Annotated in this window: 16 protein-coding genes, 1 other RNA gene and 1 pseudogene; all 18 read right to left on the bottom strand. The window is 58.1% G+C overall.

Going from position 1 to position 18,495, the window contains the following annotated elements:
* Positions 1–6: 6 nt before the first annotated feature.
* Positions 7–1,365, bottom strand: coding sequence for a flagellar protein export ATPase FliI (gene fliI / locus ACI7MX_RS06845; RefSeq protein WP_314481495.1), 1,359 nt, complete (start codon positions 1,363–1,365; stop codon positions 7–9).
* Positions 1,355–2,122: a flagellar assembly protein FliH gene (gene fliH / locus ACI7MX_RS06840; RefSeq protein ID WP_405587987.1), complete on the bottom strand. Its 768-nt coding sequence runs from the start codon at positions 2,120–2,122 to the stop codon at positions 1,355–1,357. The genes fliI and fliH overlap by 11 nt, the downstream gene beginning before the upstream one ends.
* Complete coding sequence (fliG, locus tag ACI7MX_RS06835; RefSeq protein WP_314481490.1) at positions 2,123–3,145, bottom strand: flagellar motor switch protein FliG; 1,023 nt, start codon at positions 3,143–3,145, stop codon at positions 2,123–2,125.
* Complete coding sequence (fliF, locus tag ACI7MX_RS06830) at positions 3,138–4,928, bottom strand: flagellar basal-body MS-ring/collar protein FliF (RefSeq protein WP_314481487.1); 1,791 nt, start codon at positions 4,926–4,928, stop codon at positions 3,138–3,140. Before fliF ends, fliG begins: the two co-directional genes overlap by 8 nt.
* 15 nt (positions 4,929–4,943) lie before the next feature.
* Complete coding sequence (gene fliE / locus ACI7MX_RS06825; protein ID WP_314481485.1) at positions 4,944–5,276, bottom strand: flagellar hook-basal body complex protein FliE; 333 nt, start codon at positions 5,274–5,276, stop codon at positions 4,944–4,946.
* Positions 5,277–5,628: 352 nt separating this feature from the next.
* Positions 5,629–7,008, bottom strand: coding sequence for a sigma-54-dependent transcriptional regulator (locus ACI7MX_RS06820; RefSeq protein ID WP_405588406.1), 1,380 nt, complete (start codon positions 7,006–7,008; stop codon positions 5,629–5,631).
* Positions 7,009–7,013: 5 nt separating this feature from the next.
* Positions 7,014–8,114: an ATP-binding protein gene (locus ACI7MX_RS06815; protein WP_314481969.1), complete on the bottom strand. Its 1,101-nt coding sequence runs from the start codon at positions 8,112–8,114 to the stop codon at positions 7,014–7,016.
* A gap of 264 nt (positions 8,115–8,378) precedes the next feature.
* Positions 8,379–9,854: a sigma-54 dependent transcriptional regulator gene (locus tag ACI7MX_RS06810; RefSeq protein ID WP_314481482.1), complete on the bottom strand. Its 1,476-nt coding sequence runs from the start codon at positions 9,852–9,854 to the stop codon at positions 8,379–8,381.
* A 176-nt stretch (positions 9,855–10,030) separates the two neighbouring features.
* The gene (locus ACI7MX_RS06805) at positions 10,031–10,324 is read right to left on the bottom strand and encodes a flagellar protein FliT (RefSeq protein ID WP_314481480.1); all 294 of its coding nucleotides are present in this window, start codon (positions 10,322–10,324) and stop codon (positions 10,031–10,033) included.
* A 28-nt stretch (positions 10,325–10,352) separates the two neighbouring features.
* The gene (fliS, locus tag ACI7MX_RS06800) at positions 10,353–10,742 is read right to left on the bottom strand and encodes a flagellar export chaperone FliS (protein WP_122783032.1); all 390 of its coding nucleotides are present in this window, start codon (positions 10,740–10,742) and stop codon (positions 10,353–10,355) included.
* Positions 10,743–10,855: 113 nt separating this feature from the next.
* Positions 10,856–12,226 (bottom strand): flagellar filament capping protein FliD, encoded by a 1,371-nt coding sequence (fliD, locus tag ACI7MX_RS06795; protein ID WP_405587980.1) that lies wholly within the window; start codon positions 12,224–12,226, stop codon positions 10,856–10,858.
* Positions 12,227–12,306: 80 nt separating this feature from the next.
* Positions 12,307–12,645 (bottom strand): flagellar protein FlaG, encoded by a 339-nt coding sequence (locus tag ACI7MX_RS06790; protein WP_405587977.1) that lies wholly within the window; start codon positions 12,643–12,645, stop codon positions 12,307–12,309.
* A 73-nt stretch (positions 12,646–12,718) separates the two neighbouring features.
* On the bottom strand, positions 12,719–14,161 hold the full coding sequence (locus ACI7MX_RS06785) for a flagellin (RefSeq protein WP_405587974.1): 1,443 nt from the start codon (positions 14,159–14,161) through the stop codon (positions 12,719–12,721).
* Between the two features lie 323 nt (positions 14,162–14,484).
* Positions 14,485–15,087, bottom strand: a complete 603-nt coding sequence (recR, locus tag ACI7MX_RS06780; protein WP_122783036.1) for a recombination mediator RecR — start codon at positions 15,085–15,087, stop codon at positions 14,485–14,487.
* A gap of 116 nt (positions 15,088–15,203) precedes the next feature.
* The gene (locus ACI7MX_RS06775) at positions 15,204–15,542 is read right to left on the bottom strand and encodes a YbaB/EbfC family nucleoid-associated protein (RefSeq protein ID WP_122783037.1); all 339 of its coding nucleotides are present in this window, start codon (positions 15,540–15,542) and stop codon (positions 15,204–15,206) included.
* Between the two features lie 78 nt (positions 15,543–15,620).
* Complete coding sequence (gene dnaX / locus ACI7MX_RS06770) at positions 15,621–17,669, bottom strand: DNA polymerase III subunit gamma/tau (protein WP_405587969.1); 2,049 nt, start codon at positions 17,667–17,669, stop codon at positions 15,621–15,623.
* Between the two features lie 227 nt (positions 17,670–17,896).
* An RNA gene (gene ffs, locus ACI7MX_RS06765) (signal recognition particle sRNA small type) lies at positions 17,897–17,993 on the bottom strand.
* A gap of 146 nt (positions 17,994–18,139) precedes the next feature.
* Positions 18,140–18,495: pseudogene (locus ACI7MX_RS06760) on the bottom strand (DUF2235 domain-containing protein); the annotation flags it as partial.

Below are 18,495 nucleotides of genomic sequence, written 5' to 3'. Positions count from 1 at the left end.
GAACGGTTACCCGCCAGCTGCAGGAGCAAAAAGGCTGGCCAAATGGCCTTCGCTTTCAGCCATGCTGATCTTGTCGTTAAGGCCTTGACGCAAATAGCCCACCATCGCGGGCTGCAAGGTGATGGCCGTATCGGTTTCACGATCACCGCCCGGCACGTAGGCACCGACACTGATCAAGTCTCGCGCTTGTTGGAAACGCGACCACAGTTGCTTGAACTGCTGCGCGCGACGCATGTGCTCTTGCGTGACCACTGAAGGCATAACCCGGCTGATAGAGGCTTCAATATCAATCGCCGGGTAATGGCCTTCTTCGGCCAGGCGACGGGATAAAACGATATGACCGTCGAGCACGCCCCGCGCCGAGTCTGCAATCGGGTCTTGCTGGTCATCACCTTCGGACAGCACCGTGTAAAACGCGGTAATGGAGCCGCCCCCGGCCTCGGCATTACCGGCGCGTTCGACCAGCTTGGGCAATTTGGCAAATACAGAGGGCGGGTAGCCCTTGGTGGCGGGCGGCTCGCCAATGGCCAGCGCGATTTCTCGCTGCGCCTGGGCGAATCGGGTGAGCGAGTCCATCAGCAACAAGACATTCTTGCCCTTGTCGCGAAAGTATTCAGCAATCCGCGTGCAGTACATCGCTGCACGCAAGCGCATCAACGGCGCATCATCGGCAGGCGAGGCGACCACCACTGAACGCTTGAGGCCTTCTTCACCGAGACTGTGCTCGATGAACTCCTTCACCTCACGGCCCCGCTCACCGATCAGGCCCACCACGATAATGTCGGCCTCGGTGAAGCGCGTCATCATCCCCAGCAACACACTCTTGCCCACACCCGTACCGGCAAACAAGCCAAGCCGCTGACCGCGCCCCACCGTCAATAACCCGTTGATGCTGCGAATGCCCACATCCAGCGGTACGCTGATGGGATCGCGGTTAAGCGGGTTTATGGTCGGACCGTCCATTGGCACCCAATCTTCGGCTTTCATCCCGCCTTTGCCGTCCAGCGCCCTGCCCGCCCCGTCCAGCACACGCCCGAGCATACTCATGCCCATCGGCAAGCGCCCGGTGTCGGCTAACGGCACCACGCGGGCGCCCGGCGCGATCCCGGCGACACTGCCCACCGGCATCAGGAAAATCTTGCTGCCGGAAAAACCCATGACTTCGGCTTCGACTTCGACCGGATGAAAGCTGTCGTCGTTGATCACCAGACAACGGCTGCCCATCGCCGCGCGCAGGCCTTCTGCCTCCAGGGTGAGACCGACCATGCGCAGCAGGCGACCTTCGACCACTGGCTGGGCAGGCAACGATACGGCCGACGCATAGGTGCTCATGCGTTTGGCAAAACTGGTTCGCTCAAGGCGCATCGGGGGTGTCCAGGTCGACGGCGATATCGGCCGCAGCGGGATGCAGCGCTTGCTCGTGAAGCTGATCGAAGAGTTGGCTCATCGCCAGCTTGATGCGCGTCTCAATACTGGCGTCGATACGACTGTGTTCGGTTTCAATACGGCAACCACCGGGTTGCAGCGTGTCGTCTTCGACAATTCGCCAGCGCTCTTCATGGCGCTCGCGCAGGGCTTTAATCTGCTCAAAATCCTGAGGATTGATGAACAGGCGGATATTGTCAGCCCCCATCGGCAACAGTTTCAGGCCCTCGCGCAGCACCTGCTCAATCTGGCGTGAATCGGTTTTCATTTCGCGCTGGATGACCTGGCGCGTCATGTGTTCGACCAGTCCGACCATGGCTTTTTCAAGCTGCATGTCCTGCTCGGCCAGCGGCGCCATTAAGTTGTTCATCAAACGCTCGAGACTGGCGACCTTGGCCGTCAGTGCAGCCTCGGCTTCCTGACGCACCTTGAGCTGGGTGCTGTGAAAGCCTTCTTTTTCGCCAGTCGCAAAGCCTTCGTTATAAGCCTCCTGACGAATGCTTTCGAGCGCTTCGAGGGTCAGTGGCTGGACTTCATCCAGCGGCACTTCTTCGACTTCCTCGGGCACTTCTTCGACGATCTCCGGTTGCGGTTCAACCGGATCGCGCCAAGGGTCGAAACTGGGCAGGCCCCACAGATCAAAAGCGCCCACATCCTTGGCGCGAATCACATCTCCCGGAGAGTCACCGTTGCTCACTTAGATCATCTCTTCGCCGCCCTTCCCGCCGAGAACAATATCTCCGGCTTCGGCCATACGGCGGGCGATGGTGAGGATTTCCTTTTGCGCCGTCTCGACATCACTGACGCGAACAGGGCCCTTGGCTTCAAGATCGTCGCGCAACAGTTCGGCTGCACGCTTGGACATGTTTTTGAAGATTTTCTCCTGCACGTTGTCGTCAGACCCTTTGAGCGCCAGCACCAGCACATCGGAGGACACTTCGCGCAGCAGCGCCTGGATACCGCGGTCGTCGACATCGGCCAGGTTGTTGAAGACAAACATGAGGTCTTCGATCTGACCGGACAGGGTCTCGTCGATATCGCGAATCGAATCCATCAACTGTGCTTCGATCGAACTGTCGAGGAAGTTCATGATGTCGGCCGCACGCTTGATGCCACCTAAAGACGTACGGGCCGAATTGGAATTGCCGGAGAACTGTTTTTCGAGGATCTGGTTCAGCTCCTTGAGCGCTGCCGGCTGCACGGTATTGAGCGATGAAACGCGCAGGATGATGTCCAGACGCGCCTTTTGATCAAAGTGACCGAGCACTTCGCCCGCTTGATCCGGGTCGAGGTAGGCCACCACGATGGCTTGAATTTGCGGGTGCTCGTAACGAATGACATCCGCCACCGCACGCGGCTCCATCCATTTCAGACTGTCCAGGCCGCTGGTGTTGCCACCCAGCAGAATCCGGTCGATCAGGCCGTTGGCCTTGTCTTCGCCCAGCGCCGAGGTCAACATTTTGCGGATGTAGCTGTCGGAGCCAACGCCTAGGCTGGTTTGATCGCCGACAATCTCGACGAACTCGCTCATCACCTGCTCGACCTGCTCACGGTGGACGTTGCGCATTTGCGCCATCGCCACACCCACCCGCTGGACCTCTTTGGGGCCCATATGTCGCAGCACCTGGGCCGCATCGGCTTCACCGAGCGACAGCAACAGGATCGCGGCCTTGTCGACGCGGCTCAGCTTGGCGTTCGCGGCGGCGCGGTTATCACTCATCGGCATTGATCCACTCTTTAACGACCTGAGCCACACGGCCCGGGTCTTCTGCTACCAGACTCTTGATGGCATTCAACTGCGCGTCATAGCCTTCGCTCGGACTGGGCAACAGGATGCTTTTCGGCCCGCCCAGGCTGACCCGGTCGTTGGCCAGTTCGCCGTCCAGCCCGCCCATACCGGCCAGCTCGGCGTCGCTGCCAATACCCGCCACTGGCTTGTTGCGACCGTTGCCGGTGAGGTTATTGAGCACCGGGCGCAACACGCCAAACACCAGCACCAGAATAAATAGAACACCTAGCGCCTGTTTGAGCACATCCCAGAACCAGGGCTGCGAATAAAACGGAATATCGGCGATGACTTCTGCGCGCTCGGTAGAGAACGGCACGTTGATCACACTGACGCTGTCTCCCCGGCTGGCATCGAAACCCACGGCGTCCTGCACCAGCCGTGTAAAGCGCGCCAGTTGGTCGCTGGTCCACGGCACTTGGGTAATTTCCCCATTAGCCGGGTTGACGTTGACCTTGTCGTCGATCACCACGGCCACCGACAACCGATTGACCTTACCCTGCTGCTGCTTGGTGTGACTGATAGAGCGGTCGAGTTCGAAATTGCGCGTCGATTGCGTGCGTTTGTCTGCCGGATAAGGTGCGAGCATGGGCTGGCCGGTGGCCGGGTCCATGATCTGCTGACCGTTGGCATCAAGCAAAGGTTGGCCGGGCTGAACCATGCCAGCGCCAGCACCCGCGGCTTGGCCTGTTTGTTGCGGTGCCGTGGCCGGGCCCGGAGGCTGATTGCTCAGCGCCCCCGGAACGCCTTGCGGGCCATTGCTGGCGGTGCGTTGCTCGTTGGTCGATTGCTCGCTGCGCAGCGCCGGTTGATCCGGGTTGAACTGTTCGGAGGTGGACTCGACCGCACTGAAATCGACATCGGCGGACACTTCAGCCTTGTAGCGGTCATTGCCCAGCACCGGTTGCAGGATGTTGTGCACGCGCTGGGTGAGCAGGCCTTCCATGCGGCGGCTGTAATCGAACTGCTTGCCTGCCATGGTCAATTCGGAGTTTTCCGCTTGATCAGACAGCAGATTGCCTTTTTGGTCGACGACCGTGATCTGCGACTTGCTCAGCTCAGGAACACTGGTGGCCACCAGGTTGATAATGGCCAATACCTGCCCCGGCTCAAGCGAGCGCCCGGCGTACAACTCGACCAGCACTGACGCACTCGGCTTGCGTTCGTCACGGACAAAGACCGAGCTTTTGGGGATGGCCAGGTGCACGCGGGCAGCCTTGACGTTGTTCAGGCTGGAAATGGTGCGGGCCAGTTCGCCTTCGAGACCGCGGCGGTAGCGCGTGGCTTCCATGAACTGGCTGGTGCCCAGACCTTGATCCTTGTCGAGGATTTCAAAGCCGATATTGCTGTCGGTCGGCGTGACCCCGGCGGCGGCGAGTTTGAGGCGCGCACGGGCAACGTCGTCGGCCTTGACCAGCAAGGCGCCCGAGTTCGGCTCAACGGTGTAGGCAATGTCGGCGGCGGCCAGAGTTTCGGTGACCTGCTTGGCGTCCATCCCGGCCAGACTGCCGTAAAGCGGCCGGTAATCGGGTTGTTGCGACCACAGGACTACGGCAAAGCCGATTGCCACGCTGGCAGCCAGACCGACCATAAGGCCGACCTGACGCAACATGGTCATTTCGGCCAGGTTGTCCAGAAAGGAAAGGCCAAACAGCGGAGGCTTGCCGCCCGCCGGGCCGGTATTGGCCGGAACGTTATCCGTGAGTGCATCTGCCATGACTTGATATCGCCCTTAAACCGGCATCTGCATGATGTCTTGGTACGCTTGAACCAGTTTATTACGTACCTGGGTCAAAGCCTGGAATGAAACGCTGGCCTTTTGCGAAGCAACCATCACATCCGTCAGATCGACACCACTCTTGCCGATTTCAAAAGCGTTAGAGAGTTGAGTCGACGCCTGCTGAGTATCGCTGACCTTGTTGATCGCGTTACCGAGCATGTCGGAGAAGCTGCTGGCACCCGCTTCAGGCGCGGCTTGCACAGACGATTTCGATTGCGCCATCGCGTCCATTTGCATGGCCCGCATATCCAACATCAATCGATTAAATTCAATACCTTGGCTCATAGACCACTGCCTCCGACAACCCGCATTTTTTTGACGCTGGGACAACGCTTACTGGGTTAAAGCAACAAAGATGCCAGCTCTATGTCACGTCGCGTGATTAACGTAACAAAACGTCGCGTCTGCGGATTGAAAATCAAGATCAACCCTCACCCCAACCCTCTCCCAAAAGGAGAGGGGGCTGTACAGAGTGATATTCGGATTCAGCGCCCGTGCATGATCAGCTCCCTCTTCTTCCGAGAGAGAGCTTTACCGAGCCGTATTCGGATTCAGTGTCGCGCTCAAGGTGAATGATCGCTTGAACATCCCCCAATCAGTCCCCTCTCCCTCCGGGAGAGGGTTAGGGTGAGGGCAACTAGCTCGACGCAAACAAATACGCCTCTACATCCATCCCGGCGTCACGCATTTGCGCCAGTTTGTAGCGCAAGGTTCGCGGGCTGATTCCCAGCCGCTCAGCCGCTTCCTTGCGCCGCCCGCGCTCGTTGCGCAGGGTATCGATAATCATCTGGAACTCACGACGGCGCAGGTCTTCACCCAACGCCCCGGCCGAATCACCCGCTTCCACCGGCAAGGTTACGGCCAGCACCGGCAACGGCGCACAGGCCACCGGCCCGGCCAGGCAAAAATCGGCCGCCTCGATCAAACCGCCCTGCTGCAAAATCAGCGCGCGCTGGAGTGCATTGTCCAGTTCACGCACATTGCCAGGCCACGGGTAGCCCGTCAGGGTCGCTTTGGCCTCAGACGAGAACCGTACCGCCGTGTGTTTCATTTTGCTGATGTGCCTGGCCAGCATGCGCTCAGCCAACGGCAGAATATCCGCCGTGCGCTCGCGTAAAGGACGCCAGGCCAGCGGAAACACCGAAAGCCGGTAAAACAAATCTTCACGAAAGCGCCCCGCCGCCACTTCAGCGGCAAGATCCCGGTTGGTCGTGGCGACCACCCGAATATCCAGCACTATCGGCTTGCGCCCTCCTACCCGCTCCACTTCGCGCTCTTGCAACACCCGCAGTAACTTGGCCTGCAAACTCAGGGGCATTTCGGAAATTTCGTCGAGCAACAACGTACCGCCGTCCGCCTGCTCGAACTTGCCAGCCTGCGCCGCGATGGCGCCGGTAAAGGAACCCTTCTCATGACCAAACAAGGTGGCTTCAAGCATGTTGTCGGGAATGGCTGCGCAATTGATCGCGACAAACGGCTGCTCAGCACGGCTCGAATGCTGATGGATATAGCGTGCCAGCACCTCTTTACCTGTGCCCGACTCGCCCGAAATCAATACCGTAGAATCACTGCGCGCCACCCGAGCCGCTAATTCCAGCAACTGCACACTGGCCGGCTCAACCGCCACCGGCCCGAGCGTGTCGACCACCCCCAGACTGCCCAGCGCATGGCGGGCCACCAGTTCAAGCAAGGCCTTGGGCTCAAACGGCTTCACCAGGTAATCGGCCGCCCCTTGACGCATCGCGTCAACGGCACGCTCCACGGCACCGTGGGCCGTCATCAACAGCACCGGCAACTGCGGCTGACTCGCACGTAAACGGCTGAGCAATTGATGACCATCCATACCGGGCATATTGACGTCGCTGATCACCAGACTGAACGATTGCTCGGCAACCGCCAGCAACGCTTCTTCAGCCGAAGCCACGGCATGAAAACCATGACCGGCCAGCATCAGCGTGTCCACCAAGGCTTCGCGCAAGGCGTGATCGTCTTCGACCAAGAGGACTTTGATTCGCATGACCATCAGTTGTGCTCCGTCGCGCTGTGGATCAACGGCAAGCTGATCAACACACAGGTGCCGCGCCCCAGCCGCGAACGCATGTGCAATTGCCCGTGATGCGCGCGCACCACCGCATTGACCACCGCCAACCCCAACCCGGTACCCGTGGCTTTAGTGGTGAAAAAAGGCTCGCCCAATCGCTCAAGCACGTTGGGCGCAATGCCGCTGCCACTGTCACTCACGCACAAGCGCAACACTGTGCCGCGTGCATACAGGTGCACTTTAAGGCGCACCTGAGGCGTGCCGGCTTGCAGGGCGTTTTCGATCAGGTTTAACAGGGCACCAACCAGCGTGTCTCGGTTGCACAGCAGTTGCCCCTCATGAGCATCACACTGCCAACGGATGGCCACCCCCTGAACATGGGCCTGCGCGGCTGACTGTAGCGATTGCAACAAGGCAGCGGACGATACTCGGTCCGTCAATGGCAGTTCACCACGGGCAAACACCAGCATGTCACGCACCTGATGCTCCAGCTCATGCAGCCGCTCTTTGAGGCGCCCGGCAAAACGCTGCTGGGTCTGCACCGGCAGTTCCTGTTCAGTCAAATGACTGGCGTAGATCAACGCTGCGGACAAGGGTGTGCGAATCTGGTGGGCCAACGAAGCCATCATGCGACCCAGTGACGACAGGCGCTCATGGCGCGCGAGCTGATCCTGCAAGCGACGGGTTTGTGTCAGGTCATTGAGCAAGACCAACTGCCCGGGCTCGGCATCCAGCGAACGGGTAGCAATGGACAGACGCCGGCCATCCTTGAGCGACACTTCGTGACCATCATCTTCACGCGGTGCAAAGCAGCGGGTAATCACCTGTCGCCATAATTCGCCTTGTAGCGGCTCACCGAGCAGTTCAATGGCGGCCGGATTGGCCTCGCGCACATGACCGCGATCATCAATAACGATGACCCCGCCCGGCAATAGATCAAGGAGGTTTTGCAGCCGGTTGGCCAGCCGTTCCTTCTCCGCCAGCTCGGCCATGCGCTGGGCACTGACCATGGCCAGTTCGCCCTTGAGCTCGGTCACCCGGGCTTCAAGCAGGCTGTAGGAATCGCTCAACTGAGTCGACATGTTATTAAACAGCGAGAACGCTTGCTCCAGGCCTTCACGACGGGCTGGCTGGGTCGCAAGCGCAAGGCCCTGCCCTGCGAGGTCAGGGGCCGAGGCGTGTTGGGCGGTATGGGGCATGAGGCATTCTCGCTTGGCTGACCGTCATAAAACGGTTCGTTACACCCAGCAAAGCAATACCCGTGCCTGAAACTCTGATGCAGACGTGTAGCCGCTACCGAAGACCACGAAGGGCCGCATGGCGGCCCAGGGTTTACACGCGAAAGGTCAGTCTTCTAACTGCTCTTCGCCTTCGCGACGGCTCATGCCGTATTTGCGCATTTTTTCGACCAGGGTGGTACGTCGAATGCGCAGGCGTTCGGCTGCCCGGGCGACGATGCCATTGGCATCGTCCAGCGCTTGCTGGATCAACCCCTGCTCCAACCCGCCCAGGTAATCCTTGAGGTCAAGCCCTTCTGGCGGCAGCATCGCGGAGGAACTGAAATCGGGAACGCTGTTATTGATCGCCACGCGCTCCTCCATTTCACTGAACATCGGGTCTGGAGCCTGCTCGTCATCGTCGTCCACGTAACGGAATTTCTTCGGCAGCTCAGCCACGCCAATCACACCATACGGATGCATGATCGCCATGCGCTCGACCAGGTTGGCCAGCTCTCGCACGTTGCCCGGCCAGGCGTGCCGGCATAAGGACATGATCGAGACAGAGTTAAAGCGAATCGAACCGCGCTTTTCGTGTTCCATGCGCGAAATCAACTCGTTCATCAACAACGGGATGTCTTCGACGCGCTCGCGCAACGGCGCCATTTCGATCGGGAAAACATTGAGGCGGTAGTACAAGTCTTCGCGGAAAGCGCCGACTTCAATCATGGTTTCGAGGTTTTTGTGCGTGGCGGCAATAATGCGCACATCGGCGCTCTGGGTCTTGTTGCTGCCCACACGCTCAAAGGTGCGCTCCTGCAAGACGCGCAGCAGCTTGACCTGCATCGGCAGTGGCATATCACCGATTTCGTCGAGAAACAGCGTGCCGCCGTTGGCCAACTCGAAACGCCCGGCACGGCTGGTGATGGCGCCGGTGAAAGCGCCCTTCTCATGACCAAATAATTCGCTTTCGAGCAACTCGGCAGGAATCGCCCCGCAGTTGACCGGCACAAACGGCGCGTCGCGGCGCTTGGAGTGGTAATGCAGATTGCGCGCAACCACTTCCTTGCCGGTGCCGGATTCGCCGAGGATCAATACGCTGGCGTCGGTATCGGCCACTTGCTGCATCATTTGACGCACGTGCTGAATGGCGCGGCTGGTACCGACCAGACTGCGAAACAGGTTGGGTTCACGGTGACGGCCGCGCTCACGAGCCTTGTCGTACATCTCGCGATAGACCTGAGCGCGGTGCAGGGAATCAAGCAATTTGCTGTAGCTGGGGGGCATTTCAAGGCTAGACAAGACACGGCGACGTTGGTCTTCAGGCAACTCTGCCGAAGAAATTTCACCTAAAAGCATAACGGGAAGGAACTCATCCCACTCTGCCACTGTCCTAAGCAAGCTCGAAATGCCGCCTGCGATGTTTACAGCGCCTACCAGCACACACAGCACCTCGCGACTGGAGGTCAGGAGACTGACATCTTGTTCCCATGCGTGGCTGGTGCTGGCTAAATTTTCTTCACCCAGAAAATTTAGAATCACCGCCAAATCACGGCGGCGAACGCTATCGTCATCGATCAGCAGAATTTTGGTTTCACGCCACATGCAATAGCAACTTCCCTAGTCAGCTCAATACCCGGATGGCAGGGCATTATTTAGCCGCCCTACCCTGTTGGATACTTAGGACGACTGAAACAGGATACAGCACTAGTTAAGTCATAAACCCACATACAGTCAAATTTATGGCGCACTGCGTCAATAAACCACACATTTTTTATGCCTTAACCGAACAAATGGTAAACCTTTGAAGCATTTTTTGCTTGGTTGATCTGGGACATCTGATCCACCAGCTGTTGCCGCTCACCCGTCGCCGCCTCCAGCAACATGCGATACACCACCAACAACCCTTCCAGATTCTCGCGCAATACAGCCTCGTCCACCGGCGCTTCATCCAGAACGCTCTCGACCGACTGGCGGCAAGCCAGGTCCAATTCGCCAATAGCTTCCCAATTACGTTCTGCCAGGGCATTGATCAGCGCATCACGGGTTTCTTGAATTCGTTGCAATTGGCTCATAACGCACTCCTCGGCGACTCAGACGGATTTACTCAGGCGCGATCTCATCCCAACCACTTTTAACCGTAATCAATAAACGCGCGACTTCGTCGATGATTTCGGGATCGTTTTTCAGGTTGGCTTGAAGCAGGCGCGAGCCCATGTATTCGTACAGGTCATCCAACTGACGAATCGAAGCCGGGTCTTCGGCCTTTTTCTCATCCAGCCCCTGACGCAGCCCGACAATGATGTCGATGGCCTTGCCGAGCAATTCGCCTTTTTGCGCAATATCTCCGCGCTCCATTGCCCCTTTGGCCTGAGCCATGCGATCAAGCCCACCCTGCATCAACATTTGCACCAGCCGATGCGGGCTGGCCTCGGAGATCTGAGCGTGGGAATTGACCTTCTGGTACTGGCGAAGGGCTCTCATGGGATTCATGTTTCTACCTCGTAACAGGGACCGCTGGAAAAATAAGCGCTTGAAATAAACGACTGAAAAGACGCCACTGCGTTGTATGTCGACGTGACGACACAGAACTTGAGCGCTGCTTATCAGGTCGATTTAGGATTGTTCAGCGAATTCAGCGTGGTCATCATGCTGGTGGCCGATGCCGTGATTTGAGCGACCAGCGTGTCCATCGCGTTGTATTTAGCCATCAACGACAGTTGCAGGCTGTCCATGCGTGTTTCCAGCGCTGTCTGCTGCTTGGTCAGGTCATTGAGGCTGGTGGTCAAACTGGCGGAACGCGCCGCGAGGATGCCGGTATTGCTTCGTGCATAGTCGGCCGTCGAGTTTTGCAGGCGCATCAGCAAGCCTTTGTCACCGGTGAAAATGCTTTTGAGATCCGACGCATTGGTGGCCACCGCGGCATCCCACTTCTTGTCGTTGATTTCCAGCAAACCCGAGGTCTGGTTGGTGCTCACACCAAACTGCGCCAGCGACTTCAATTCACCGGTACCCGACATGGCATTGAGTTCATTGCGCAAGGTAGACGTCAGGGTGCGCATGGTGGCATCCCCGGTCAACGCGCCCGCGGTCTGCGTGCCGTCTTCGCTCTTGGTGACTTTGGTCTCGGCGTTGATGGCCGCGAGCAAGGCGTTGTAGGTGTCCACAAAGCCTTTGACCGCCGACTTGAGCTGAGTCGAGCTGGTGGACACCGACACCGTGGTCGCAGCGGCGCCGCTGGCGGTTGGCGCAATTAATTGAAGACTGACACCACTGATCGCGTCGGCAATGTTATTGGTCTTGGACACCATGTCGATGCCGTCGATGCTGTACAGGGCGTTTTGTGGCGGATCGATCACCTTAAAGGCGTCTTCCAGGCCACTGTCACCTTCCAGACTGAGGTCGCTGCCCTCGCCCATGGTGGTCGTGGTCAAGACCATGCGCGACCCATTGGCATCGGTCAGGATGTTGGCACTGATGCCCTTGGCGCCGTACTGGCTGTTGATCGAGTCGCGAACCTGCTGCAAGGTCGCACCGGCCGGTACGCTGACATCAAACTTGGTATCGCCCTGCTTGATGATCAGATTGCTCGGCGTGGAGCCTGTATTGACGACTGAACTGGCGCCCTTGTCGAAAACCTTGGTGGAGATTTTCGACGCGGTAGCCAATTGCTCGACTTTAAGCGCGAAGCTGCCGTTGGACGCACTGCCGCTCAAGGTCACCTTGGCGGTTTTCTCATCCGACGAGGTGGCGGTCAAACCGCCGAAAATGGTGGTGGTGTTCATCGTCGCCAAGGCCGAGCGGAAACTGCTCAAGGCCGACTGAACCTTACCGATGGACGACAGCGTGGTGGTTGCTTTCAGTGATTGGTTATTGATTTGTGTTTGCTTGGGCGCTTTTTCAGCCGCAACCAACGACTTTACAATCGCCTGAGTATCGACGTTCGAACCGATACCGCTAACCGTTGTACCTGCCATCATCCTTCTCCTTATCCAGTGGCTGCTGTTTTGTTGACGAACAACGCCTCAAGACAAACAGCAACAAATTTCGTGCCAGCTCAGACTTTACTTTGAAACAGCAGGCTGTTGGCATTGGTCAAACTTTGCGCCAGTTTCAGCGCGGCTTCCGAGGGAAGCTGACGGATCACTTCACCACTGTCCGTGGCAATCACCTTGACCACCACCACACCGGTGGAGTCATCGATGGAGAAATCCAGATTGCGTTGAGTCGATTGCACAAACTCACGAATATCCGAGACTGCTTTTTCCAGCTCATCGCGCTGGGGGATGCGGTCCGCTTCAACGCTTTCAGCCTTGGGCTGAGCGTTGGCAGCCGACGGGTTCAGTACCTGCACCGACGGTGAGTAAGCGTGGTTCAGCTTGACACTCATGTCCATGACGCTGCCCTCTTCACTGAAAAAACAAAAGGGCGCGTAAACGCGCCCCTCCGTTTGTTACCAAGCGCTGGAATTACTGAAGCAGTTTCAGTACAGCGGACGGCAGCTGGTTAGCCTGGGACAGGATTGCAGTGGAAGCCTGTTGCAGGGTTTGTTGCTTGGTCAGCTGAGCAGTTTCCGATGCGAAGTCAACGTCCTGGATCGCGCCACGTGCCGCAGTGGAGTTGTCCGAGATGCTGCGCAGGTTGGAAACCGTGCTGTCGAAACGGTTTTGCACGGCACCCAGGTCAGCACGCTGGGAGTCGATGTTCGAAATCGCCTGAGTAATAACGGCAATGGCGTTTTGCGCGCTGGTTGCAGTCGTTACATCGGTATCTGCGATAGTGGTTTTAACGGAAGCCTTGGTTAGGTCCGCGCCACCAGCACCCGTTGCAAACACCCCACCAACACCCGTACCGCTCAACGAGTAGCCCTTGGCTGAGTCCAGAGATACAGCACCGGTCGCAATAATTTTGTCACCGGCAGCAGCCAATGGAGTGGCAGTGGTAGCGAAATCACCAGCGCCATCTTTGACCTGAACCGAAACACCTGGTCCGCCTGCAGCGCTGGTGAATTCGAAGTTCTCACCCGAGTCGGACTTGATAGACAGTGTTTGCGCACTGCTATCAAAGTTTACAGTGATGCCCAACTTGGCCGCGTTGGAACTCAACTGGTCAGCCAGACTATCAAGGTCAGTAACGCCTACAAAGTCTACGTCTTGACCGCCAACTTTCAGGTTGAAGTTCGCAGGGGTGCCCGCAGCAGCAGTAACCGTCAATTTAGCTTCAGTGCTGGCGGTTGCAGACAGACCACCGATCAAACCATTCAGTTGAGTTGCAGTCTTCTTGGCCGAGTCACCCTCACCTACAGTGATTTGTTTGCTTTCACCACCACCGGTAACGCTGATATCACCACCAGCCACACCTTTGTCTGTAGGCACAATCGCAACAGACTTAACTTGCTGCGAACCAATGGCGTTAGCCGACACATCACCCATGGTCATGTTGATGGTCTGGTTGGCGTTAGCACCGATCTGGAAAGCGGTGGTACCGAACGAGCCGTCCAGCAGGTTCTTGCCACCGAAGGTGGTGGTGGTTGCAATACGGGTCAGTTCCGAAGTCAGGGCCGCGTACTGGGCGTTGTTCGACTTGCGGTCTTCTGCACTCAGGGAACCGTTGGCAGACGACAGGGCCAAGGTACGCATGGTTTGCAGAATGTTGGTGGATTCCTGCATTGCGCCTTCAGCGGTTTGCGCAATGGAGATACCGTCACCGGCGTTCTTGATCGCTGTGCCCAGGCCGTTGATCTGGCTGGTCAGACGGTTGGAGATTTGCAGGCCGGCCGCATCGTCTTTAGCGCTGTTGATACGCAGGCCGGAAGACAGGCGCTGCATGGAAGTCGACAGAGCCGTCGAGGATTTGTTCAGGTTGTTCTGAACATTCAGCGATGCAAGGTTGGTGTTTACGGTTAAAGCCATGACGAAATCCTCACTGGGTAATTACTGCGGCTTCCGGCCCTGGCAACCGCCGGGTGTGGCCTAGAGAACCTTCGTAATAGTTATCGTCGTCAATGCACGTTGCTTGAGGGCTTTTTTGGATTTTTTTAATGGCCGAGGGCCATCCCTTGTATTTCAGGGGGTTAGCGGGGGTTTTAGACCGGGGTAAGCGTGGGAAACAGCCCTCACCCTAGCCCTCTCCCAGAGGGAGAGGGGACTAAAAGCAAAAGCAGGTATGCAACGACACCGATCAAGTCCCCTCTCCCTCTGGGAGAGGGTTAGGGTGAGGGGCTTTTGGCCGACACCTACAAAACGATCGGTCGACGCCCGGAAAACGAGTGAGCCAAGGTCCCGCCATCCACCAGCTCCAACTCTCCGCCCAACGGCACACCGTGGGCAATACGCGAGGCGATCAACCCTTTGTTGCTCAACAACTGGGCAATGTAATGCGCTGTCGCTTCACCCTCCACCGTAGGGTTGGTCGCCAGAATCACTTCACTGAATGTCCCCTGCTCAGCAATCCGCGCCATCAATTGCGGAATCCCGATGGCCTCCGGCCCCAACCCATCCAGGGGCGACAAATGCCCCTTGAGCACGAAATAACGTCCGCGGTAGCCGGTCTGCTCAACGGCGTACACATCCATCGGCCCTTCAACCACGCAGAGCAAGGTGTCATCACGGCGCACATCGGCGCACTGCGGGCACAGGTCATCTTCGGTCAAGGTTCTGCACAGACGGCAATGCCCCACGCCGTCCATCGCCTGACTCAAGGCCAGCGCCAGACGCGACCCGCCACTGCGATCACGCTCCAGCAATTGCAGGGCCATGCGCTGTGCGGTTTTTTGACCCACACCCGGCAAGGTACGCAAGGCATCGATCAATTGGCGAATAAGGGGGCTAAAGCTCATAAGGAAAGGTCCGACAAAACAACGAGAAGCGGTTTATACCCGCAGGGTGAAACCAGGTCAAATACCCGTAAAACAGGCAAAAAAATGCCAGGCGCGGGGCCTGGCATTTCAGCGCCTTAGAACGGCATCTTCATGCCCGGCGGCAGTTGCATGCCAGCGGTAACGCCCGACATTTTGTCCTGGCTGTTGGCTTCGATCTTGCGCACGGCGTCATTGACGGCAGCGGCGAACAAGTCTTCAAGCACTTCGCGATCATCTTCACTCACACCTTCCAGCAGTGTCGGGTCGATGCTGACGCGCTTGATGTCGTGGCGACCGGTCATCACCACCGTCACCATGTCGCCACCCGCTTTACCGGTGACTTCGGCGTTGGCCAGTTCTTCCTGCATCTTGGCCATTTTTTCCTGCATTTGCTGCGCCTGCTTCATCAGGCCGGCCATGCCACCTTTCATCATGGGAATCACCTCAAACGTTATTTGGACAATGCACCCGCGGTCTAAAGAACCCCGGGCTGTAAAAATTTACCTGTGACATTACGAAGCCTTGGCCTCTTCAACGTCGACAGGCTGGATCGTATCGTCGCGAACTGCCGCACCGAACTGTTCAATCATTTTTTGCACCAGCGGATCTGCGTAAATCGACTCTTCAGCCAGACGCTGTCGCTCTGCCCGAAAGCGTGCCGCTGCCTGAGCCGGGGTTTCCTGCTCTGGCTTGACCAGCTCAATCGTGACTTTGAGTGCGCGCTGGTGGTACTGGTTCAGTGCGTCATTGAGTCGGCGCTGCTGGGTCGCGTTAAACAGCGCACTGTGCGCCGGGTCCAGATGCAACAGCCAGTTATCCCCTTCCACCGCCATCAAGGTGCAGTTGGCACCAATGCTCGCGGTCATCCCCGATACCGGTAATTTGGGGAACATATTCAGCCATTCAAGGGCCAGGCCCGTGGCCGGCATTGCCGCCGGCAGAGGTTCTGGCTCTGGCGCAGGTTCAGCGGCATGCTCGCTGGCCAGCTCATCCAGGTAGCTGTAGGCAGCCGAGTCCATGTCCGGCTCGATGTAGTCTTCATCCAGCGGCGGCTCGTCATCGCGATCCATCCCCGACAACGCGGCGTCAACCTGATCCACCGTGGGCTCAGGCATGGACGGCGCCACCCACTCGGGGGCGTCCGGCACCACACTGTCGGGCGTCGGCAACGGCATCGGCGGCAACTCGGGCGGTTCGCTGACCGTATCCAGCATCGGCTCAGGCACTGGCGTGTCATCGACCACCGGGACAGACGGCTCGTTCCACGGCAAGTCCACTGGCGGTGGCGCAGTCACTTTGGGCGCTTCTACAGGTGCCGGTGCGCTCTCGACGACCGGCTCAGATGTGGGCGCCTCAACAATCGCCGCCTTGGCGACTGGCGTAACAGGCTTCGGCGCCGCCACGGATTGAGCGGAATCAACTGTGGCCTGGCTGATCCCCACTGGCTTTAACGGCTGACTCGGTGAGTCTGTCGCATCCGCCGGGCGGAAGGCCAGCATGCGCAGCAAGACCATCTCAAAGCCGCCTCGCGGGTCGGGCGCCAGCGGCAAATCGCGCCGACCAATCAGGCCCATCTGGTAATAAAACTGCACGTCTTCCGCCGGCATCGCCTTGGCCAGCGCCAGCACGCGATCACGATCGCCGTGACCGTTGTCGACGCCTTCAGGCAACGCCTGAGCAATGGCAACGCGATGAAACACGTTTAGAATCTCGGACAGCACGCCATTCCAGTCCGGGCCTTGTTCGGCCAAATGACGAACCGCCTCAAGCAATGCCCGCGCATCCCCTTCAATCAAGGCATGCAGCAGATCGAAAACCTGACCATGGTCGAGGGTGCCGAGCATCGCCCGCACATCCGCCGCCAGCACTTTACCCTCACCGAAGGCAATGGCCTGATCGGTGAGGCTCATGGCGTCTCGCATCGAGCCATCGGCCGCACGCCCCAACAACCACAGTGCGTCATCTTCGAACGGAACGTTCTCGACACTCAGCACGTGGCTCAGGTGTTCGACCACGCGCTCAGGGGTCATGTTTTTCAGCGAAAACTGCAAACAACGAGAAAGGATGGTGGCGGGCAGTTTCTGCGGGTCAGTGGTCGCCAGAATGAACTTGACGTAGGGCGGCGGCTCTTCAAGTGTTTTCAGCAGCGCATTGAAGGAATGGCTGGAGAGCATGTGCACTTCGTCGATCAGGTAGACCTTGAAGCGCCCACGGCTCGGGGCGTACTGCACGTTGTCGAGCAGCTCGCGGGTATCTTCGACCTTGGTGCGACTGGCGGCGTCGATTTCGATCAGGTCGACAAAGCGCCCTTCATCAATCTCCCGGCACACCGAACACTCGCCGCAGGGCGTCGAGGTAATACCTGTTTCACAGTTCAGGCATTTGGCGATGATCCGCGCAATGGTGGTCTTGCCGACACCTCGCGTCCCGGTAAACAGGTAGGCGTGATGCAGGCGCTGACTGTCCAGGGCGTTGATCAGAGCCTTGAGCACATGGGTCTGGCCGACCATTTCGCGGAACGAGCGCGGACGCCATTTACGTGCAAGAACCTGATAACTCATTGATAACCGTCGCGTCTGAAAAGCGGAAGGGGCTAATGCTAGCGGAGCAAGGGCAAAATTGCATCCGATGCGCACTTTAAACTGCTTGGCGCAGTTGAAGCAGGTTTTCTACGCCCACACAAAAATGTCGACTCAGGCATAAAGCGTCGATTGATTTTTAGATGAGGGAGATGCTGAATTTCTGACTAAAAGCCCTGCGCAAATGAGGACTTTTAAAATGGAGGCAACCCCACCAGCCACACCCCGGCACACAATGTTCCCGCTGTGGCTGCTTCCTTCCGGATCTGACCAGGTTCACGGGTAATCGTTGCGGAGGGACCGATAGGGTCACCATAACACCATCCGCTTAGCAGCGAACGGCGCCATTGTACCTGTCTGAGAAAAACTTACAACCGCCATGACCGAATAAAAAATGAGCCGGCTCAATGACTTGGATTCAGAGGTGGCACTCTCTCAGTTGAAAGCGCGGTTTATTCACTCACGCGAGCGGCGGCAGCCGCCGCTTTAGCCTGCTCAACCCACAGGCGTTTTCGTTCCTCAAGCTCCTCGGCTTTTCGCACGGCCGTCGCGGCCAGCGCGGCGGTTAACACGGTTTGCAGGGCCGGGGTGGTCGCGGTGGTTTCATCGAGCGCGGGTGGCAATGGCAATGTATCGAGCAGCTTCACGATGCGGCCGGTGTCCTGGGTAAACGCGCGAACGCCTTGGGTGTCTTCAAGCATCGGCAAGGCCACGCCAGTCAGCGTATCAATGGCGCTGAACTCTGGCGCCCCGACCTTGCCGCGAAATACCGGAAGACCCAGCGAAGGTATGATGAGCCCGACCAGAT

The organism is Pseudomonas sp. 2024-210 (genome assembly GCF_045062345.1).
Lineage (GTDB): Bacteria > Pseudomonadota > Gammaproteobacteria > Pseudomonadales > Pseudomonadaceae > Aquipseudomonas.
The sequence above is the reverse complement of the archived record's forward strand: the minus strand, read 5'-3'. Positions and strand labels throughout refer to the sequence as shown.